13 protein-coding genes are annotated in these 20,735 nt (G+C 64.5%); 6 read left to right on the top strand and 7 right to left on the bottom strand.

Going from position 1 to position 20,735, the window contains the following annotated elements; all coding sequences use genetic code 11:
• Positions 1-67 precede the first annotated feature (67 nt).
• Positions 68-3,040: a TonB-dependent receptor plug domain-containing protein gene (locus MRBLMC3_RS14090; protein ID WP_363829758.1), complete on the bottom strand. Its 2,973-nt coding sequence runs from the start codon at positions 3,038-3,040 to the stop codon at positions 68-70.
• Between the two features lie 145 nt (positions 3,041-3,185).
• A complete protein-coding gene (locus tag MRBLMC3_RS14085; RefSeq protein ID WP_363829756.1) occupies positions 3,186-6,275 on the bottom strand; it encodes a glycosyl hydrolase family 28-related protein in 3,090 nt (1,029 codons plus the stop codon).
• Between the two features lie 172 nt (positions 6,276-6,447).
• On the opposite strand from MRBLMC3_RS14085, the gene MRBLMC3_RS14080 reads away from it, so the two are divergent.
• Positions 6,448-6,978 carry a gluconokinase gene (locus MRBLMC3_RS14080; protein WP_414714650.1) on the top strand — a complete coding sequence of 177 codons (531 nt, stop codon included), beginning with the start codon at positions 6,448-6,450 and terminating at the stop codon, positions 6,976-6,978.
• A gap of 6 nt (positions 6,979-6,984) precedes the next feature.
• Here MRBLMC3_RS14080 and MRBLMC3_RS14075 read toward each other — a convergent pair whose 3' ends face one another.
• Together MRBLMC3_RS14075 and MRBLMC3_RS14070 are read right to left on the bottom strand one after the other, a co-directional pair.
• Positions 6,985-7,662 (bottom strand): FadR/GntR family transcriptional regulator, encoded by a 678-nt coding sequence (locus MRBLMC3_RS14075; RefSeq protein WP_363737316.1) that lies wholly within the window; start codon positions 7,660-7,662, stop codon positions 6,985-6,987.
• Positions 7,663-7,702: 40 nt separating this feature from the next.
• Positions 7,703-9,052, bottom strand: a complete 1,350-nt coding sequence (locus tag MRBLMC3_RS14070; RefSeq protein WP_363737317.1) for a gluconate:H+ symporter — start codon at positions 9,050-9,052, stop codon at positions 7,703-7,705.
• Between the two features lie 312 nt (positions 9,053-9,364).
• Between MRBLMC3_RS14070 and MRBLMC3_RS14065 the strand changes: the two genes are divergently transcribed.
• From MRBLMC3_RS14065 to MRBLMC3_RS14055, 3 genes are all read left to right on the top strand, one after another.
• Positions 9,365-9,661, top strand: a complete 297-nt coding sequence (locus MRBLMC3_RS14065; RefSeq protein WP_363737318.1) for a response regulator transcription factor — start codon at positions 9,365-9,367, stop codon at positions 9,659-9,661.
• A gap of 138 nt (positions 9,662-9,799) precedes the next feature.
• Positions 9,800-10,903 carry a Gfo/Idh/MocA family protein gene (locus MRBLMC3_RS14060; protein ID WP_363829753.1) on the top strand — a complete coding sequence of 368 codons (1,104 nt, stop codon included), beginning with the start codon at positions 9,800-9,802 and terminating at the stop codon, positions 10,901-10,903.
• A complete protein-coding gene (locus MRBLMC3_RS14055) occupies positions 10,900-11,904 on the top strand; it encodes an SMP-30/gluconolactonase/LRE family protein (protein ID WP_363829752.1) in 1,005 nt (334 codons plus the stop codon). The genes MRBLMC3_RS14060 and MRBLMC3_RS14055 overlap by 4 nt, the downstream gene beginning before the upstream one ends.
• Positions 11,905-11,933: 29 nt before the next feature.
• Here MRBLMC3_RS14055 and MRBLMC3_RS14050 read toward each other — a convergent pair whose 3' ends face one another.
• Entirely contained in the window at positions 11,934-13,283 is a 1,350-nt protein-coding gene (locus MRBLMC3_RS14050) for a cation:proton antiporter (protein ID WP_363755904.1), read from the bottom strand.
• 263 nt (positions 13,284-13,546) lie between these two features.
• Entirely contained in the window at positions 13,547-16,492 is a 2,946-nt protein-coding gene (locus MRBLMC3_RS14045; protein ID WP_363829751.1) for a TonB-dependent receptor plug domain-containing protein, read from the bottom strand.
• Positions 16,493-16,783: 291 nt separating this feature from the next.
• Here MRBLMC3_RS14045 and MRBLMC3_RS14040 point away from each other — a divergent pair, with 291 nt between their 5' ends.
• Both MRBLMC3_RS14040 and MRBLMC3_RS14035 read left to right on the top strand, forming a co-directional pair.
• Positions 16,784-18,028, top strand: coding sequence for an MFS transporter (locus MRBLMC3_RS14040; RefSeq protein WP_363829749.1), 1,245 nt, complete (start codon positions 16,784-16,786; stop codon positions 18,026-18,028).
• On the top strand, positions 18,025-19,659 hold the full coding sequence (locus MRBLMC3_RS14035; protein WP_363829746.1) for a glycoside hydrolase family 43 protein: 1,635 nt from the start codon (positions 18,025-18,027) through the stop codon (positions 19,657-19,659). Before MRBLMC3_RS14040 ends, MRBLMC3_RS14035 begins: the two co-directional genes overlap by 4 nt.
• Here MRBLMC3_RS14035 and MRBLMC3_RS14030 read toward each other — a convergent pair.
• Entirely contained in the window at positions 19,623-20,666 is a 1,044-nt protein-coding gene (locus MRBLMC3_RS14030) for a LacI family DNA-binding transcriptional regulator (RefSeq protein ID WP_363829744.1), read from the bottom strand. The genes MRBLMC3_RS14035 and MRBLMC3_RS14030 overlap by 37 nt on opposite strands.
• Positions 20,667-20,735: the final 69 nt, after the last annotated feature.

Genomic DNA, 20,735 nt, shown 5'->3' with positions numbered 1-20,735 from the left:
CATACTCCGGTTACAAAGAAGTCCCGGCCGGTGAAGGCCGGGACGAGGTGGGGGAGAGAGTGGCAGGTCAGAAGTTGAAGCGAACCCCCGCGCGGTAGATGCGGCCCAGCGTGTCGTAGAGCGCGGGGTTGATGTCCAGCCCGGTGTTGGTCTGCGGAGCGGCCACCGGATCCTTGTCGAAGAGATTGTCCACCTTGCCGTAGATCGACAGATTGTCGCCGAATTTGAAGGTTGCGCCGATGTCGACGTAGAAGGCGCCCTTCATCCTGTTATAGTCGATGGTCGGGTGGTTGGCGGTCGAGGGCGGGCAGGACGACTGGCACACCACATATTGGTTGCCGAAGGTGCCGTCGCTGATCCAGCGTTCCTGCACCGTGAAGCTGAACCGGCCGCTGTCATAGGTCTGCACCGCCAGCCATTTCCAGTCCGGCGTCGCGCCGTTGTTGGCGCCTGCCTGATCGACCGGATCAACGCCCGCAATGCCTGCATTGACGATGAACTTGCGGATGTGCGTGCCCAGCGCCCGGATGGTGAAGGTGCCCGGCAGGCCCAGCGGCTGTTGCCACTGATAGCTTGCCTCTATGTCGAAGCCGCTGGTCTTCCAGGAGGCGAGGTTGAAGGGCTGGACATTGACGAAATTGGTGCCCTGCGGCCCATCAAGCTGGAAACCGCCGCAAAAGGCCTGGTTGCCCTCGAAGCAGAAGCGGACGATCTGGTCCGCCGACAGGGAAGAGACGACGCCTTTCAACTTGATATCATAATAGTCGAAGGACAGGCTGAGGCCCGGCAGCCAGGACGGCCGCGCGAGCACGATGCCCAGTTCGGTGTTGCGCGCCACTTCGGGCTTCAGATTGGTGTTGCCGATCGTGTTCTGGAACACCTGCACCGCCTGGTTGCGGAACGGGTCGTTGAAGTTGGGCAGCGTCGTCACCGTGGGCGCCGCGAACAGTTCCGACAGGTTCGGCGCGCGCACGTCCCGCGAGGTCACCGCGCGCAGGCGGATGCCGTCGAGCGGCGTGTCCCATGTGCCGCCGACCTTCCACGTCCAGACCGTGCCCGACGTGCTGTAGTTGGTGACGCGGGCCGCGCCGTTCAGGTTCGCGCGACCCATGGCGTCGCTGTTGATCAGCGGCAGGTCGACTTCGACATAGCCTTCCCACACTTCATATTTGCCGCGACCATTTTTGTAGTTGCCGGCTGCCCAGTTGCTGCCCAGCGTCGAGTTGAGCAGCGGGTCCGTCGGATATTCGGCGCTGTTCGGGCTGAGCGGCGATACGCCCGCGCCATAGGGATCGGCGTTCACGCGGTAGAATTCGCGGCGATATTCGCCGCCGAACGCGACCGAGACGGGTCCGGCCCACAGTTCGAAGGGGTTGCCCGAAAAGTTCAGGCTGGCGACGTCCTGCGTCAGCTTCGTATGCTGGAACGGTCCGTTCTCATGGGGCGCGACATAGGCGAGCGCGGCGTCCGACGGGGTGAAGCCGCCGAAGATGTTGATCGGCTGGCAACCGGCCGCCCGCGCCGCCGGATCGGCGCAGACGATGGCGCCGTTGAGCGTGATGGCGTTGGTCGCGGCGACATAGCGGTTCTGGAGGACGATATCGCGCACCCGGATGTCGGAGATGGTGATGCCATGTTCATAATAGGCGTCGTAATTCCAGTCCGTCCCGCCGACGCCGACCTTGCCCTTCAGGCCGCCGACGAAGCGATATTGCCTGCGGTCGGTATGGACATTGGGGTCCGGGAAGGCGCCGTTGCTGGAGCCGAAGCCGAATTCCGTGATGCCCGCCGTGGCGCAGCGGTCACGCACCAGTTGCGGCAGGAAGGGATTGGCGCACTGCACGGTCAGGCTGGGCCGGTTATAGCCGGGGCTCGGCTGGTTGCTGGTCTTCACCTGCGCGACATTGACCGTCACATAGGCTTCATTGTCGTCGGCAAAGTCGTAGCCGATGCGGGTATAGCCATTGATGCGTTGCAGCGCCGATTTCAGCGAAGCGCCCGACCCCGGCGCACCCGACAGGTCCCCGCCCTCGCAAAAGCTGTTGCCGCGGAAGCAATTGCTGACCTGCCCATTGCCCAGGGGCTGGCCACCCGATCCATAGTTGAAATTATAGGGCATGCCGTTCCGGTCGAAGGCTATGCCCTGCAACGGGCCGTTGTTGATCAGGCCGTATAGCGCATATTGATAGGGCTGCGCATAATCGCGATAATTGAACTGCGGCAGGCCGTTATTGGCCTGGCCGGTGTTCATCAGCGTGGTCGCGCGGTACCAGTCACGGCTGCCGGCAAGGTCCGTGCCGAAATTGCCGGCGCCCACGCCGCCTTCATGGTCATATTCGCCGCTCACCACGACATGCAGGCGATCGTCGAGGAAGGATTTGCCCCAGGCCGCCTGCACCAGCGCGGTTTCATCGTCGCCATATTTCGTGATGCTGCCAAGGATATTGCCCTTGAAGCCTTCGAACCGGGTGTCGGTGATGAAGTTGACGACGCCGCCGACCGCGTCGGAGCCATAGGAGGCGGAGGCGCCGCCCGTCACCACGTCGACGCGCTTCACCAGAAGCTGCGGGAACATGCTGATGTCGGGAACGCCGGTGACGTTCGCGCCGACGACGCGCTGGCCATCCAGCAGGGTCAGGGTGCGGATCGGCTGGAGGCCGCGCAGGGAGAAGGAACTGAGGCCCTGCAGGCCGCTCGACGTGCTGAAGGTGCCGGTCGCCGCGCCGGTCGACCCCTGCAGCGAGGGGAGCTGCGCGATGGTGTTGAAGACATTGGGCTGTGCATTGTTGATGATCTGCTCCTCACCGATCACCGTGGTCGGCGTCGGCGCGTTGAAGCCGCTGGTGGTGATGCGCGATCCGGTGACGACAATGTCGGCGCTGCGGGGCGCGCCTGCATCTTCCGTCTGGGCCTGGGGCGCGGCTGCGGGGGCCGGGGGCGCTGCCGCGTCCTGGGCCTGCGCCATGCCGGCCAGCGCCATGCTGGCCATGACGGCCAGGCTGGCGCCCGTCAGATGTCGATGTGCGATCTTCACTTTCATGGATCCTTCCCTGCCTTCTGTCTATGTTATCTGTCCGCCTGTTGCCGGCTGACCGCGCCCCCGCCGGCGATCCTGCAAAGCTTATCCTCCGGCCCGTTCGACCGCACTTACGACATAGGTCGTAGGCAGGGCGGCACGGCGTTTTTCATGGCTTCGCGGCGTAAAGGGCATGATGCGTCAGGATGAACAGCGTGCGCTTGTCCGGCCCCCCGAACAGGATCTGCAAGGGACGATCCGGCACGTCGATCCGGCCGCTTTCCTGGCCGTCGGGGCCATAGACGAAGATCTGCCCGTTCGCGACATAGACGCGGCCCTGCCCGTCCACGGCCACGCTTTCCCCGCCGCGATTGGCGAAGCGATGAAGGTCGGTCAGCGCGCCGCCCGCGCCGACGGTGCCGCTGTAGGTCATGTTTTCCGATGCATTGGTGACGAACAGGCGATCGCCCGACTTGCCCGAAACGAAACCATAGGCGTTGAGGCTGTCGGACCAGCGCCAGCCCGTATGGTCGACCGGCCCCTGCTGCCAGGTGCGGAAGGCGGGCAGCGAGAGGCTGCCGTCGGGCGACAGATATTCCTGCGCCTTGGGCGTTCCGGCATCGCGCGCGAACATCTCCGTCAGCGTCGTGAACTGATTGGTCCTGAAGTCGAACTGGTCGCGAAACTCGCCATTGTTCCACCAGTTGACGGGCAGCAAGGTTCTGGCCGCACCGCCGCTGCGCACCGGGGTGGGCTGGATCAGCGTCATGGCGTCCTTCGGCCCCGCCGGATCAAAGGAATAGACGCCCGCCTTCGATCCCAGGGAGGACAGCACCATCACATGGCCCGACGCGTCGATGGCGAGGTTCACAGGATCGAGCGCATGGTCGCGCACGATCTCCAGCCCCTTGTCCTCGCTCCAGCGGTGGATGCGCTGGAAACGGCGGTCGATGAAATAGAGTGCGCCCTGCGGGTCCACCGCCGCGCCGGAGATCGACCAGAAGCCGTCCTCCAGCTTCTCCACCTTCGTCTTGCCGGGCGGCGTTGCGGGGATGCTGCTCCCTGCCGGGCCGATGTCCAGCCTGGCGAACTCCCTTTCCCGCACGAAGAGCTTGCGCGTAACATCCTCTATCGCATTGTCGAACGGATATTTGCTGGCCCGCAGGAAGGTGCCGCAGCCCTCCTCGTCGCAGGTCGCATAGCCGCTTTCGGCGTTGATGTGGACGTTGCGGAAGCGGATGTCGCCCGAATTGGTGAGCTTCACCGCGCTTTCCTCCGGCGCATAGGTGCGCGTCACGCGATAGCCGTGATAATTGGCGAACAGCAGCTTGCTGGAATTGCGGATGTCGAGCGAGATGGCGTCTGGCCCGTCGCCCACTTCCTGCTCGGTCTGGGGCGCGAGAAATTCCCAATTGTGCACATTGTCGAGCACGAACTCATTGCGGGCGTGATGTTCGACCGACATTTCATAGACATGGCCGGGCGTGCTGGTGTCGGTGACATAGAAACCCGCCTGCGCGAAGCTGTTGGGGCTCCACACATCGACGAAGGTGCCGCCGCCCCCGTCCGTGACCCAGATGCTGGGATATTGCGCGTCCAGCCGGTCGTCCGTGACGGGATCGCCAGTGTGGACGCGCAGGGTGCCGAGCATCCTGCCGTCGGCCGTCGGCGTGCCGCCGCCGCCCATGATCTTGACGTCGTCCACCAGGCTGTTCGCACCCGATCGCCACAGCAGCGCGGAGGCGCGCGGGTTCACCCGGCCGGTGAAGAGGCCCAGGCCCGAGAGGATATTGTCGCCGCCTTTGGGACTTTCCAACAGGGGCAGCACTGCGCCCAGGCCGGCATGTCCGGGGTTGTTGTCCGGAATATAGAGCTGGGTAATCGCCGGATGCAGGCCGATCAGCACGCTGTCCGGGCGCAGTTTCAGCCGGTCGGTGACCTTGTAGAAGCCGGTCGGGAAATAGAGGATGGGGTGGCTGTCGATCGCCTTCTGGATCGCGGCGGTGTCGTCCGCCTTGCCGTCGCCCATCGCGCCCAGCGTGCGGACATTGACCCATTGCGCCATTTCAGGAAGCGCGCGGATGGCGGGCGCGCGGGGCGCTGGCATGGCGGGCAGCGCCTCCACCTCCGCCTGCGTGCCGTACGCACCCATCTGGCCGAGCGCGGGCACGTCCAGACCGTAGGAGAAGGAGGTTACCTTATAGACTTTGCCCTTGCCGTTCACCGCCTGCCCGCTGTCGCGGAAGCGCGCGAAGACCGGGCTGTTTGCCGCGATCGCATTTTCGAAGCCGATCTGGGTGAAGACATTCTTCTCATTGGAAATGACCACACCCGCCTTCGATACATTTTCGAAGCGGACATCCTTGCCCCAGAGGCTGTCGCCATAACCCCGGTCGATATCGATCCCGACCGGCGTGTTGCGAATTGTGACGTTGACCAGCGTCAGGTCCACCTCATGTTCCCGGATGGCGGCGTCGCGCTGACCGTCAAAGGTGGAATCGAGCAGGGTGAACTGCCAGGCGGGCGAGGTCTTTTCCGTCACGATGCCATAACGGCCGCCCTGGAAATGCACATTGTCCATGACGTTGCCGGCCTGATAGACGCCCGCAAAGGCGGTGCCGAGGCGAAATTCCATATGGCTGAGGAAGGCGTGCTGCGCCATGCGAAAACGAACGCCCGCGGCCGCCGGATTGCCCGGCGCGATCTCTATATCGACATTGCTCATCGACGAATAGAAGGTGCCTGAATTGGCGTCGCGCACCACCTTTTCGCGCGGGACGACGGTGGGCACCGGCACGGGCACTTGGCCGACATTATACTGGTCGCCGCCGCCGAAGACGATCATGGTCGACACGCCCTGCTGGAACCCCGGCGTATTGGCGCCCAGCAGGATCACGGGGCGCGTCGGCCCCACGCCATAGACGCGCACGCCCGCCGGGATCACCAGCGTGCGCGTGATGCGATAGACGCCGGACGGCAGGAAGACGATGCCATGGCCGGTCTGGTCCCGCGCCCTGTCGAGCGCCTGCTGGATCGCGGCGCTGTCATCGGCGCGGCCGTCGCCCTTCGCCCTGACGGTGACGGCATTGGGTTCGTCGGGAGCGCCGGGGAAGACCGATTGGCCAGCAGGGGATGCCTGTTTCGCCCGGACCTGTTCGACGTGGCCCTGTTCGACGTGGTCCTGTTCAGCGTGCACCTGTTCGGCCCCGGCCAGGGCCGTCGCCGCCAGCAGAGCCGCCATCATGGCTGGTCGGATCATCGCTCTCTCCCAAGATGGTTGTCGCCTTGATCCATGGCTAGAGCCGGTGGCGCGCCTTGGCACTTGCGACAAAGGTCGTAGTTTTCATCCCTCTATCGGCAAAGCTATAGCGATAGCGATAAGGGGGCGGTCCGCCAGGGCGTGCCGCCGCCCGCCTGCAAGGGACGCCATTTTGCCATCATCCGCCGATATTGCCCCTGCCCCGCCGCTCGTCGTCATCGTCATGGGCGTCAGCGGTTGCGGCAAGTCGACGCTGGGCGCGCTGCTGGCAGACGCGCTCGGCTGCCCGTTCCTGGAGGGCGACGATTTCCATTCGGCCGATGCGGTGGAGAAGATGCGGGGCGGACGTGCCCTGACGGACGAGGACCGCTGGCCCTGGCTCGACCGGCTGGGACAGGCGGCAGCGGCGACCATGGCCGCGAACGGGGCAGTGGTCCTTGCCTGTTCGGCGCTGCGCAGAAGCTATCGCGATCGGCTGCGCGTCGGGATCGGGGCACCTGTCCGCTTCATCCTGCTGGAAAACAGCCGCGACCTGCTGCTGGCGCGCCTCGGCAACCGACCCGGCCATTATATGCCCGCCTGCCTGCTGGACAGCCAGCTCGCCACGCTGGAGCGGCCCTTGCCCGACGAAGGCGCGATGATCCTGATCTCCGACACGCCCGCCGAGGCGTTGCGCGACATCGCGCTGGACTGGTTGCGCTGATCGCCCTTACGGCATCAGCCGGCGGCGTCCTTCCCACAAATGCCATCGCATGGCGAGGGCCGCACCCTCCGGATCCTGCGCGCGGATCGCGTCGACGATCAGTTCATGTTCGCGCAGCATGGTCGCGATAACCTCCGGCGGGCGCGAGCGGGAGATGTCGACGCCGGCCCGCATGATCTTCTCGACATCGCCATAGAGCGCATCGAAGGCGATGACGAAGGCGGGATTGCCGGTCGCTTCGGCAATGCGGCGATGCAGGTCCATGTCCTCCACATGGGCGGGCTCGCTCGACAAAAGGGCTTCGCGCAGCCGGACCAGGCCTTCATCGACATGCGCCATCTCCGCCGCGGTGCGGCGCGTCGCCGCCAGCCGCGCCGCCTCTGCCTCCAGCACGAAGCGCACCTCATAGCTGCCGAGCGTCGTCGGCAATTCGCTGAGCGGCATGAAGGCGGTCAGCCGCTCCGACGGGCGGCTCTTGACGAAGGAGCCGGCGCCTCGCCGCGCCTCGGTGATGCCGTCCGACGCCAGCCTGACCAAAGCCTCCCGCACGATGGCGCGGGACACGCCGAACATTTCCGCCAGTCGCGATTCGGAGGGCAGGCGTTCCCCGACCTCCAGACCCTCGGACTTGATGATCTCGACTATGCCGGCATAGACGTGATCGGAAAGTCGTACCTGCGTCATCGGGATGCCTGCATGTCTGCCCAAGTCATCGCTGCCCCCCTTATTGGAAGATACTGCTCGCCACGAGCACCAGAAGCAGGCCGACGACGGCGACGACCGTTTCCATGATCGACCAGGTCTTGAAAGTGCCGGGCATGTCGGTGCCGAGATAGCTTTTCACCAGCCAGAAGCCGGGATCGTTCACATGAGAGAAAAACAGTGACCCCGCCCCGATCGCGAGGACCATCCATTCGGGCGCGACGCCGGAGGCCGCGACCAGCCCCTGCATCACGCCCGCCGTGGTGATCGTCGCCACGGTGGCCGATCCGGTCGCCAGACGGATGCAGACGGACACGCCCCAGGCGAGCAGGATGGGCGAGATCGCCCCGCCCTGCGCCAGCCGCACCAGCATGTCGGAAAGTCCAGCCGTCACCAGCACCTGCTTCAACGCGCCGCCGGCGCCGATGGCCAGGATGATGCCGCCCGCCGGCGTCATCGCCTCCGTCCAGATGGCGTTCTGGATGCTCCGGTCCGCGATGCGCCGTCCGAACAGCAGCGGCAATGCGGCCAGCACCGCCACGAGCAGCGCGACCACCGGGTCGCTGATCCAGCGCAGCCACTGGAACAGCGCCGCCATGTCCGGCGGCATCAGCGCGACCGCCTGCCCCGCCGCGATCAGCACGACCGGCAGCAGCACGGCGATCAGCGCACGGCCCACGGAGGGCGTCGGGACATCCACCCGCACCGGATCGAGCAGCGGCGGGCTGAGCTTCACACCGGGCGCTGTGAAGCGCGCCAGCAACGGGCCGGCGATGATCGCGGTGGGAATGCCCACGATCAGGCCATAGACGAGCGTCAGGCCCAGATTGGCCCCCAGCGCATTCACCGCGAGCAATGGACCGGGATGCGGCGGCACCAGCGCATGGACCACCGAAAGTCCCGACAGGGCAGGCAGCATCAGGCGAAGCTTGGCCGTGTCGTTGTTCTGGCCATTGGGCAGGGCCGCCGCCGCCGATGCGACGATGGGCAGCAGAAGCACCAGCCCCGTTTCGAAGAAGAGAGGCAGGCCGATCACGATGGCGGTGAAGAGGCTGGCCCAAGGGGCGCCCCTGATGCCCGAAATGCGCAGCGCCCCGCGGGCAAGGCCCCCTGCGCCGTCGGACAATTGGAGCATGGCGCCAAGGCCAAGGCCCAGGGCCACGACAAGACCCGTGCCGCCCAGGATCGCGCCAGCGCCCTTTTCCACGGCCTTGGCGGTTTCCTCCATCGGCAGGCCCGCGAGCAGGCCGACCGTGAAGGCGCCGCAGAGCAGGCCGACAAAGGGGTGCAGCCTGCCCCGGATGATCAGCGCAATAGACAAGGCTATGCCGACGATGGCTGACAATATCAGCCGGTAATCCGCCGGGCTCATGGCTTGCCCGCTCCAACCCTGGCGCGCGGCTGCGGCCGATTGGGAACCAGCGCCGCCATGACTGATGAAAACGCCATCCTCTCCCCTCACTTTACATGGCGATCCGGCTATATTGTGGTCAGCCGTTCCAGAAACCTGTTGGACAGGTCATAATCCCGATTTCACCGCAAAACCACAATCATGGGGTCGTATATCGCATTTTCCGCTTGAAGCTGTCTGACTGATTCCGATATGTTAGCGTTATCGAATCCGGCATTGCGGCCGTGCCGAAATCCGCGCCGCAGCAGGCCGGGCATAACAGGGAGAGAGAGGATGCACATCGCATTGGATCTGCATGAGAGCCTCGGTCATCAGGATCAAAGGCCCCAGGGCTTCAGAACCGCCGAACCGCCTCCGCTTACCCCGACCCAGATGAAAGTGCTGCGCTGTGTCCATTCGGGCCTGCTGAACAAGCAGATCGCCTATGAGCTTGGCATGGCCGAAGCGACGGTCAAGGTCCACATGACGGCCCTGATGCGCAAGCTGAACGTTCGCAACCGGACCCAGGCCGCCATTGTTGCGCGCAATCTGGGTTGGCTGCGCCCTGCGCTAGGCCGCGCCAACGACTAGGACGGGGTTCGATCTGACTGGATCGGATCGTCGCCCCGGATTGCCCGTTGTCCCGCGATTTCCCGACCAGCGATCGGTTCAGCTTGCCGGGAAATCATTCTGAAAGTCCCTTCATCCTCCGAACATTGGGAGACCCGCATGGCGATCACTTCCCGTCGTGAAATTCTGGGCGGCCTTGGCGCCGGAATGGTTCTGGCCGGCATGGGCACGCATGCGAACGCCGCACCGGCGCGCAAGATCGGCTATGCCGTGGTCGGGCTCGGTTCCTACGCCACGCGCCAGATCATGCCGAACTTCGCCGGTTGCGAGCAGGCCCGGCTGGTGGCGCTGGTGAGCGGCACGCCTGCCAAGCTCGACCAATATGGGACGCAATATGGCATCCCGAAGACCCATCGATACAGCTATGCCGACTTCGACCGCATTCGCGACAATCCGGATATCGACGTCGTCTATGTGGTGCTGCCCAACAGCATGCATGCCGAATACAGCATTCGCGCCGCACAGGCGGGCAAGCATGTGATGTGCGAAAAGCCGATGGCGGTTTCCGTCGCGGAGTGCGAGGCGATGATCGCCGCCTGCCGCAAGGCCGGAACCAAGTTGATGATCGGCTATCGCTCGCGCTTCGAACCCTATAACCGCCTGGCCATCGAACTGGCGCGCAGTGGTCATGTCGGCCCTACCCGCCTGATCACGGCCGAACATGGCTTCCCGGCCGGGCCGAACCAGTGGCGGCTCGACCGGCCGCTGTCGGGCGGCGGATCCATGATGGACATCGGCATCTACAGCCTGAACGCGGCCCGATACCTGACCGGGGAAGAGCCGGTTTCGGTCAGCGCGGTCGAGTCGACTGACCGATCCGACCCCCGGTTCAGGACGGTCGAGGACCGGATCAGCTTCCTGTTGCGCTTTCCGTCGGGCATCGTCGCCAACTGCATCTCCAGCTACAGTTCCTCGCACAACAGCTATCGCGTCATCGGCACGCAGGGCTGGATCGATATGGAACCGGCGACACCCTATGAAGGGCACAGGATGACAATTCGCAAGGACGGCGTCTCGACCCCGCGCACGCTGCCGACGGCTGCCAAAAACCAGTTTGCCGGGCAGCTGGATCATATGGCCGAATGCATCGTCAATGGCACGACCCCGATCGTTCCAGGCGAGGAGGGCCTGGCCGACATGCGCGTCATCGAGGCGATTTACCGTTCAGCCGCCGAGCGGCGGGAAGTCGCCGTAAAGGCATGATCGCGCGCCGAATGGTCCTGGCCGGTCTGGCAAGCCTGTCGGCCGGCGCCCGCCTGAACGCGGCCGCCCCTTCCGCGATCGGCTCGATCACCCGGCTCGATCCCGGCCTGGACCGGATCGTTGCGCCATCGGCCGTGGTGACCGTCCTTGGCACAGGTTATAAATGGGCCGAGGGTCCGGTCTGGGTGCAGCGGGACAATTGCCTGCTGTTCAACGATCCACCTTCCAACATGCTGTATCGCTGGCGGGCGAAGGATGGGGTGCGTCCCTTCCTGTCTCCGTCCGGGCTGCAGAGCGCCGTTCCGCCGGGCATAAGGGAGCCGGGCGTCAACGGCATGGCGATCGATTCCTCGGGCGCGCTGATCGCCGCCGACAGCGGCACGCGTGCGATCGTGCGGATCGACCTGCGCACGCGCGCCCGGACCATCTTGGTCGATCGGTTCCAGGGCAAGCGGTTCAACAGTCCCAATGACCTGTGCATCGCGCCGTCGGGCATGATCTATTTCACGGACCCCCCCTATGGGCTGACGGATGGCGACGCATCTTCGCTGCGCGAACTGGAGCATTGCGGCCTTTATGCGCTGAGCCCGGACGGTAGGCTGTCGTTGCTAGACGGCAGCCAGCGTCGGCCCAATGGCGTCGCGACCACCCCTGACGGCAGGACGCTTTATCTTGCACTGTCGGATGAACGGCAGCCGGAAATATTGGCCTATGCGCTGGACGAGCGCGGCTTTCCCACGGGTCGGCGCCTGTTCCACGACATGCGCGCCCAGCAGGAGAAAGGCCTGCCTGGCCTGCCCGACGGCATCAAGCTGTCCAGGCATGGAAATATATTCGCGACGGGTCCGGGGGGCGTTCATATACTGACGCCGGACGGCCGGGCGCTGGGCATGGTCGGGACGGGCAAGGCGGTGGCCAATTGCGCGCTGGACAGCGCCGAGCGGCGACTGTTCCTCACATCCTCCGACATGCTGGCGGTTGTGCCGATCCGTTCGGCTTGAGCGGCCGATCAGGCGACCCGACCGGGAGATCAGGTCGCGGCGCCGAGCCTGCCCAACTCTCCATCGGCGCGTGCCCGCCTTCCATAGAATATCTCGAAGAGCGGTCCCGCCATCATGGTGGTGACGATAGCCATCAATACGAGCATGGAGAACAGGGCCGGTTGGATAATGCCCTTCTGAATGCCGATATTGATGATGATCAGTTCCATCAGTCCACGGGAATTCATCAGCGCGCCTATCCCCAGCGCGGTCCGATTATCCTCGCCCGACAGGCGCGCCGCCGCATAGCAGGCGCCGAACTTGGCGAGGATGGAGGCGACCAATATGCCCAGGGCGATGAGCAGGAAAGACAGGGAATTCACCATGTCGAGCCGCGTGTTCAACCCGGAATAGGTGAAGAACATCGGCAGCAATATGACGACGGCAAGCGGTTCGACCTTCTTTTTCAGCTCTTCCACGAACAGCCCGCGCGGCATGAACACGCCCAGGATGAAGCCGCCGAATATGCCGTGAATGCCGATTGCGTCCATGATGAAGGCAGACAGGCAGAAGAGCGCCAGCGTGATCGCCAGCACGGTCATGCTCATTTCGCCCCGCGCTTCCACCGCGCGCCCGAGCGGCGCGAGCAGGCGTCGCCCGAACAGCAGCAGGAAGCTGACATAGAGGAAGGCGCCGACGATCGCGAGAATGGCAACGCCGCTGCCACCGCCGAACAGGGCGAGGACGATAGCCAGCACGCACCAGGACGCCGCGTCATCAAATGCTCCGGCGGTCAATGAGAGCGTGCCGAGCGGGCTGTCGGCCAAGCCCCGTTCGTTGATGATCCGGGCGAGCATCGGAAAAGCCGTGAGCGCAATGCAGGCACCCATGAAGAGCGTCGCGCTGCCCTGGCCAATGCCCTCAGCGAAGAGGCCGGGCATGGTGACAAGCCAGGGCGTGATCAGGATGGCGATGACGAAAGGCGCGAACAGTCCCGCCGCCGACACCATCGCGGCATTCCGCGCCTTGGACTGGAAATGATCCAGGCGCAGGGTCAGGCCGACAAGGAACATATAGAGCGCGACGCCGAATTGCGCGCCGGCATAAAGCACATTGTTGGTTTCCCGGGGGAAGACCATCGCCTGCAGGTCGGGCGCGACAAGGCCGAACAGCGAGGGGCCCAGGATCACGCCGGCGATCATTTCGCCCACCACCTGGGGCTGCGCCAGATATTTGTGGCAGAACCAGCCCACCCCCCTGCAGGCAAGGACGATGAGCGCGAGTTGCAGGAAGAAATGAATGCTGTAGTCGCCGGGAACGAAGCTCATCAGTTTCGCGCCTACCGGCGGCCCGTGAGGCGCCAATATGTTCGCCAGCGACGGAAAAATCTCCCCAGCCATCTCCACCCTCTCCTCTTATTGTTGGGAGCGCTACCACATATTGCGGGCGGAAGAAAGGGTTTGTGCCCGGCCGGCCCCTGCGCAAATCGCTGGATGCCGCGGGAAGAGGGAGGAGAGGCCTAAGGCAGGGCGGGGGAGGGGGAAACCGCCGCTGCCATGGTCCGGACAAGGCCCGGACACAAACCTCTCCCCAGTTCAGCGTCATGCCGTCTGGCGCGCTTCGTCGCGCACGGCATGGTCTTTTCGTGCTGCCTGGAAATCGCCTAGAAGCGGAAACGTACGCCCGCCCGATACATGCGCCCGACCACATCGTAGAGCGCGGGATTGACGAAGAATGGGGATTTGGCCGGGTCACGATCGAACAGATTGTCGACCTTGAAATAGGCCGTCACCTGCGGCGTGACATTATAGGTGCCACCAATGTCCATGTAGAAGGCGCCGGGCATGAAGTTCTGGTCGATGGTCGGATGATTGTTGGTGGATGCGGGGCAGGTGCCCGGTTGGCAAACCACATATTGATGGCCCAGCACACCATCGCTGAACCAGCGTTCCTGGACCATGAACGAGAATTTCTCATTCTCGTAGCTCTGGATCGCCAGGAATTTCCAGTCGGGCGTGTTGCCGGTATTGACGCCCGCGCTGTCGACCGGGATCGTACCGATCAGGCCGGAGTCCGTCACGAACTTGCGGACATGCGTCGCCAGGCCGCGCAGCGTGAGGGTGCCCGGCAGTCCCAGAGGCTGGCGCCACTGGTAGCTCGCCTCTATGTCGAACCCGCTGGTGTCGATCGACGCCAGGTTGAACGCCTGTACGTTGATGAAGTTCGGCCCCTGCTGGTTGTTCAGATTGAACGCGCTGCAGGTTTCGGGACGGACATTCTGGAAGCAGAGGTTGACGATGTCGCCCGCGCCCAGGCTGGAGATGACGTCCTTGATCTTGATCTTGTAATAATCGACGGAGACGCTGAGGCCCGGCAGCCATGATGCACCGGAAAAGGCGATGCCCGCCGTCGTGTTGCGCGCGGTTTCCGGACGCAGGTTGGGGTTGCCGATGCTGTTCTGGATCGCCAGCACGTTGACGCCCCGGAACGGGTCGAAGAAATTGGGCAATGTCGTGGTGACGGGCGCGGCGAACAGTTCCGATAGGTTGGGCGCGCGAACGTCCTTGGACGTCACGCCCCGCAGGCGGAAGCCCTCTACCGGCAAGTTCCAGGTGCCGCCGACCTTCCACGCCCAGATGGTGCCGGACGTGCTGTAGTCGGTCACGCGCGCCGCGCCGTTGATATTGGCGCGACCAAGCGCGTCGCTGTTGATGACCGGTAGGTCGGCTTCGAAAAAGGCTTCCTTCACGCCATAGGCGCCGCCGCCGCTCTTGTAATTGCCGGCATACCAGTTGTTGCCTCCCGGCAGCAGCGTAGGATCGAACGGGTAATCGGGTTCGTTCGGCTGGAAATTGGTGCCGACGCCATAGGGATCGGCCCTCACGCGATAGAATTCGTGGCGATATTCGCCGCCGAACGCGATCGACAGCGGCCCGGCCCACAGTTCCACCGGCGAGCCGGAGATGTTGATGCTGACCACGTCCTGCGTCTGGCGGGTCCGCTGATAGGGTCCGTTCTCCGGCATGATATAGGCAAGGGCCCCCGCCGACGGGTTGCCGCCGAAGATGTTGAGCGGCTGGCATCCGTTCGCCCGCGCCGCCGCGCTGGCGCACACCACCGCGCCGTTCAGCGTGGTCGCGTTGATCGCGTCGTTGAAACGGTTGGTGAGCAGGATGTTCGAGACATCGACGTCGGTATAGTTCGTGCCGTGCTCATAATAATTGTCGTAGGACCATTCGGTGCCGAGGAAGTCGAACTGACCCTTGGCGCCGATCACCGCGCGATATTGGCGGCGGTCGGTGTTGACCTGCGTATTGCCGAGCGAGGCGTTGCTGGTGCCGTAGCCGAAGCTGGTGATGCCCGCAGTGGCACATGCAGCGGCGATCGACGCGGGTACGAACGGGTTGGAACATTGAATGGTCAGGCCCGGACGGTTCATGCCGCCCACCGGCTGGTTCTGCGTCTTCACCTGACCGAAGTTGAAGGTGAAGTAGAGTTCGTTTTTATCAGCAAAGTCAAAGCCGAGACGGGTATAAGTGTTGATCCGTTCTATCGACGACTGGAGCGAACGGCCCGCGTCGACATTGCCCGACAGGTCTCCGCCAAGACAGAATCCGGGGAAGCAACCGCGCACGTTGGTCGTGCCGTCCCGCGCGGGAACCCCGTTCGATCCATAGTTGAACTGGAACGGGCTTCCGTTCTGGTCGAACGCCGTGCCCTGCAGCGGACCGGAAGTGATGAGGCCATATTTGGTGTAATTATAGGCCTGCGCATAATCGCGCAGCACATAGCGCGGCGATCCGTCATTGGTGATGCCGCGGTCGATCAGGCTGGTCTGCTTGAACCAGTCGCGGCCGCCAGCCAGGCCGATGCCCCATTCGCCACCCCCTACGCCATCTTCATTGGCATATTCGCCGCTGACCACCAGATGCGCGCGATCGTCCAGGAAGCTGGTGCCGGCCGCAAGCTGGACCAGCACCTGTTGATTGTCGTCATATTTGCTGATGCCACCCTGGATATTGCCCTTCAGCCCCTTGAAACGGGTGTCGGTGATGAAGTTGACGACGCCGCCCACGGCATCCGACCCGTAGGACGCGGACGCGCCGCCGTTCACCACGTCCACTCGCTGGATCAGCAATTGCGGAAACAGGCTGACATCGGGAACACCGGTTACGTTCGCGCCGACAACCCGCTGGCCATCGATCAGCGTCAGGGTACGGATCGCGCCCACGCCACGCAGCGAGAAGGAACTGAGGCCCTGTTGGCCGCTTGACGTGCTGAAAGTGTTGACCGTGGTGCCGCTCGACCCCTGGAGGGACGGCAACTGGGCGATGGTGGTGAAGATGTTCGGCTGCGCATTGGCCTGGATCGAGCCTTCGTCGATCACGGTCGTGGGCGTCGGCGCGGTATAGCCGCTGGCCTTGATGCGTGATCCGGTCACGACGATGTCCGACGTGCTGGCACGCTCTTCACCGCCTTGAGGCGCCGAATCCTGGGCCGTCGCCTGCGCGAAAGCGGGCGCATGGACAAGGCCGACGCTGAGCGCCGCCATGCTTGCCACTGCGCAACCCGCGCGCATCAGGCTATGCTTGAACTGGAAATCCGACATCCTGCTCTCCCCAATATTATGATGCTTTGCATCTGGATGCGGGGCAGCCGCCCCGACGCCACACCTTTTCCGTCTGACGATAACAATGAATCGACGGTTTTTTAGTTAGCGCTAACAATCCCTATTGATTGGAGCGGGATTATTGTCAATACTCCTACAAGATTATTGGGAGGGGACGTTGCTTTCGAACCACAAATGCCCACATCGCGCGATGTGGCCAGACGATGGCCGTCCGGCTCTCCACGCCCGAAAACAGCGGCGGTTCCATGCTTCGCGGGAGAGCGGGGCGCCATGCTGACCCTGGCCGGCAAGTTCCGCTGGACGATCATCGGCCTGTTTGTGGGCGCGATGGTCATCAACTATCTCTCGCGCTCCGTGCTCGGCGTCGCCGCGCCCGTGATCCTGGCCGAGCAGAAGATCAGCAACATCGAATATGGCTGGATCACCGGCGCCTTCCAATTGGGCGTGATGCTCCAGCCGGCCGCCGGCTATTTCCTCGACAGCGTGGGGCTGCGCGTGGGCTTTGCCCTGTGCGTCGCGCTCTGGTCGCTCATCACCATGGCGCATGGCCTGGTGAATGGCTGGTTCGGTTTCGCCGCGCTACGCGGACTGCTGGGCCTTGCGGAAGGATCGGCCCAGCCGGCCGGCCAGAAGCTGGTGGCGGAATGGTTCCCGTCCAGGGAACGCGGCGCCGCGGGTGGCATCTACAATATCGGTGCTTCCTTCGGCGCGGTCTTCGCTCCGCCGCTCGTTGCCTGGGCCGTAATGGTGCATAGCTGGCGGCTGGCCTTCGTCGTCGCGGGCGGCATCGGCCTTATCTGGTCGGTCCTCTGGTTCCTCAATTACAACAGCCCGGCGCGGCATCGCCGCCTGGGCCAGGCGGAACGCGACTATATATTGAACAACCAGGAAGTGCGCCTGGCCGCTCGCGCGGAACGGCCCTCGGTGCTGGCCCTCGCGCGGCGGCGCGACCTCTGGGGCATAGCGCTCCCCCGCCTGCTCGCCGATCCGGTCTGGGGCATGCTCTCCTTCTGGATGCCGCTCTATCTGGCCCGCGTGCGCGGCTTCGATCTGGGGCAGATCGCGCTGTTCGCCTGGCTTCCCTTCCTGGCCGCGGACCTTGGATGCCTGTTCGGCCCGGCCGTCGTCGCCTTTCTCCAGCGCAGGGGGATCGACCTTATCGATGCGCGCCGCGCGGCCTTTACGCTGGGCGCCGTGCTGATGACCGGCATGGCCTTTGTCGGCCTTGCCACCAATCCCTATGCCGCGATCGCTCTGCTTTGCCTGGGCGGCTTTGCCCATCAGACCCTGTCTGTGACGGTCATCACCATGGCGTCCGACCTGTTCGCCAAAAATGAGGTGGCGACCGCCGCCGGCATGGCGGGCCTGGCGGGTAATCTGGGCGTGCTGATCTTTTCCCTCTCTCTGGGGCAGATGGTCGACCGGGTCGGCTATGAACCCTTCTTCATCCTTCTCGGCGTGCTCGACCTGGTCGGCGCCGCCCTTTTGTGGACGCTGGTGCGCAAACCTCGATGACAAACATTTCCAACCCGATTTTGCGGGGTTTCAATCCTGATCCGTCGATCGTGTGCGTGGGCGACGATTTCTACATCGCGACATCCACCTTCGAATGGTATCCGGGGGTGCAGATCCACCACAGCCGCGATCTGGTGAACTGGCGGCTCGTCGCCCGCCCGCTCGATCACGCCGCGCAACTCGACATGCGCGGCGATCCCGACGGCTGCGGCGTTTGGGCTCCGGATCTCAGCCATGCGGACGGCCGCTTCTGGCTGGTCTACACCGACGTCAAGCGGTACGGGGCCACCACGGTCCAGGGAGCGAAGGGCATGTCGCTGCGCGACTTCCCCAATTATCTCGTCACCTGCGAGACGGTCGATGGTCAATGGTCGGACGCGGCGCACCTCAACAGCAGCGGTTTCGACCCGGCGCTGTTCCATGACGATGACGGGCGCAGCTGGATGCTCAACATGCTGTGGGACCACCGCCCCGGCCATGGCCGGTTCGCCGGAATCCAGGCGCAGGAGCTGGACCGCGCGACGCAGAAACTGGTCGGCGAACCGACGCTGATCTTCAAGGGTACGGAGCGCGGCTTTACCGAAGGGCCGCATATCTACAAGCGGGGCGGCTTCTATCATCTGCTTGTCGCCGAAGGGGGCACTGGCTGGGACCATGCCGTCGTCATGGCCCGCTCGCGCGACCTGCTCGGTCCCTATGACGTGCATCCGGATGGAGCCGTGCTGACCAGCGCGGGTCGCAGGGATGCGCCCATCACCCGTGCCGGCCATGGCGATCTGGTGGAACTGGCGGACGGCAGCCCCTGGCTCGCCTATCTATGCGGCCGGCCATTGCCGGGACGCGAACGCTGCATCATGGGGCGTGAGACCGCGATACAGCCGATGCGATGGGGCGAGGACGGGTGGCTGCGCACCATTGCGGGCGACGCGCAGCCCGACGAAACGCCGCCGGCGCCGGATCTGCCGCCCGCCCCATGGGATATCGAGGCCTGGGACGGCCGCTTTGACCTTCCCCATCTGCCAAAGGATCTGCAATGGCTGCGCAGCCCCGCCCCGGAACGGCTGTTCAGCTTGACCGCGCGGCCCGGCTTCCTGCGGCTTTACGGCCGCGAAACCGTTGGCAGCCTGTTCGAACAGGCGCTGGTGGCCCGGCGGCAAACCGCCTTCCGCTTTACCGCGACGACCACACTCTCCTTCGAACCTCAGGGGTTCCAGCAGGCGGCGGGCCTGATCCATTATTATAACAGCACCAAATTCTACTATCTGTGCGTCAGCGCGGAGGGAGGCCGGCGGCAGCTTCAGCTTCTTTCCGCGTCACCGGAAAATCCGGAGGGCAACAGATTCGACATCGCCGTTGATCGGCTGCCCGACGGCGCGATCGATCTGCGCGCCGATGTGGATGGCGACCGGCTGACCTTCGCCTGGCGGGTCAATGGAGAGGTGGGGTGGCATATCCTTCCGGATGTCCATGACGCCAGCATCCTGTCAGATGAAGTCACCCATCCCGGACTGCCGAATTTCACCGGCACCTTCATCGGCATGGCCTGTCAGGATCTGTCGGGGCAGGCCCATCCAGCGGATTTCGCCAACTTCGTCTATGTGGAGGAAGAATTCGGCGCTCCGGTGGACTGACGCTCCACGATCCGATGCTCCAAAATCCTCTCACGTGGAACGCGGGAACGACGGGGCCCCGCCGCGATTTCCGCGACCAGCAGGCTCAGAGCCTCCGCCGCCAATGCGCGCACCGGCTGGTGCACGGTCGTCAGCGGCGGCCACAGCGTCTGGGCGGCGGTCGTATCGTCGAACCCCACGACGGTCAGTTCCGCCGGAACGTCGAGATGGCGGCGGTGCGCCACGGATACCACGGCGGCCGCCATGTCGTCATTGCTAGCGAAGATCGCCGTGGGCGGTTTGTCCGCGCCCAACAACTGCTCCGCCGCGGCGAGGCCGGACATATAGGTGAAATCGCCCTGGGCGACCTGCACCTCCACCCCGCCCCGCTCCCGAACGGCGGCGTAGAAACCGGCCATGCGTTCGGCGCTCGCCGCCTGATCGGGATTGCCAAGGATGAACCCGAGACGGCGATGCCCCTTGTCCAGCAGCAGCCCGGTCATCTGATAGGCGGCCGCCCGATCGTCGATCCGCACGCAAATCGTCTCTGGCGACTGATAGGCGCCCACCGCCGCCATGACGCAATCCCTGTTCCGCAGGACGCGGAGCAACTCCGGCGCTTCGCCCAACGGGGGCGCGAGCAGCACGCCGCTGATCCCCGAATCGATCCAGTCCTCCAGCACCGCGCCGGACGGAGCCCGACCCCCTTCCCCCTTGAGCAGCACCAGCCGCGCGCTGCGGGCGGACGCCTCCTCGAATACCCCGGTCAGGAATTCGCTCATGAACGCGGCGCTGGGATTGGAGTAGATGACGCCGATCCTCAGTTCGCTGGACGTCACCAGGCTGCGGGCCGCGACGTTCGGGGTGTAGGAAAGCGCCTTGATCGCTTCTTCCACCACGGCGCGTGCCTGGGCGCTGACGCCCGCGCGCCCGTTGATGACGCGCGACACCGTCATGGACGACACGCCTGCCCGCGCCGCCACATCGACGATCGTCGCCCCGCGCGCCGGACGCTCCGGTCTCGCCATGTCCACCCCCAAGTCTTCGCCAAACCCGCAAATGATCTAAGCCAAGGATCGCCTTCGGCAAAGGGGCAA

The organism is Sphingobium sp. LMC3-1-1.1 (genome assembly GCF_040676285.1).
Lineage (GTDB): Bacteria > Pseudomonadota > Alphaproteobacteria > Sphingomonadales > Sphingomonadaceae > Sphingobium.
This window is presented reverse-complemented; position numbering and strand designations above follow the sequence as displayed.

What these genes read in the sequence shown, in the direction of transcription:
- MRBLMC3_RS14050 (WP_363755904.1), bottom strand. Translation starts at nt 13,283, where the DNA reads ATGGCTGGGGAGATTTTTCCGTCGCTGGCGAACATATTGGCGCCTCAC.
- MRBLMC3_RS14085 (WP_363829756.1), bottom strand. Translation starts at nt 6,275, where the DNA reads ATGATCCGACCAGCCATGATGGCGGCTCTGCTGGCGGCGACGGCCCTG.
- MRBLMC3_RS14065 (WP_363737318.1), top strand. Translation starts at nt 9,365, where the DNA reads ATGCACATCGCATTGGATCTGCATGAGAGCCTCGGTCATCAGGATCAA.
- MRBLMC3_RS14045 (WP_363829751.1), bottom strand. Translation starts at nt 16,492, where the DNA reads ATGTCGGATTTCCAGTTCAAGCATAGCCTGATGCGCGCGGGTTGCGCA.
- MRBLMC3_RS14075 (WP_363737316.1), bottom strand. Translation starts at nt 7,662, where the DNA reads ATGACGCAGGTACGACTTTCCGATCACGTCTATGCCGGCATAGTCGAG.
- MRBLMC3_RS14060 (WP_363829753.1), top strand. Translation starts at nt 9,800, where the DNA reads ATGGCGATCACTTCCCGTCGTGAAATTCTGGGCGGCCTTGGCGCCGGA.
- MRBLMC3_RS14070 (WP_363737317.1), bottom strand. Translation starts at nt 9,052, where the DNA reads ATGAGCCCGGCGGATTACCGGCTGATATTGTCAGCCATCGTCGGCATA.
- MRBLMC3_RS14040 (WP_363829749.1), top strand. Translation starts at nt 16,784, where the DNA reads ATGCTGACCCTGGCCGGCAAGTTCCGCTGGACGATCATCGGCCTGTTT.
- MRBLMC3_RS14055 (WP_363829752.1), top strand. Translation starts at nt 10,900, where the DNA reads ATGATCGCGCGCCGAATGGTCCTGGCCGGTCTGGCAAGCCTGTCGGCC.
- MRBLMC3_RS14035 (WP_363829746.1), top strand. Translation starts at nt 18,025, where the DNA reads ATGACAAACATTTCCAACCCGATTTTGCGGGGTTTCAATCCTGATCCG.
- MRBLMC3_RS14030 (WP_363829744.1), bottom strand. Translation starts at nt 20,666, where the DNA reads ATGGCGAGACCGGAGCGTCCGGCGCGCGGGGCGACGATCGTCGATGTG.
- MRBLMC3_RS14090 (WP_363829758.1), bottom strand. Translation starts at nt 3,040, where the DNA reads ATGAAAGTGAAGATCGCACATCGACATCTGACGGGCGCCAGCCTGGCC.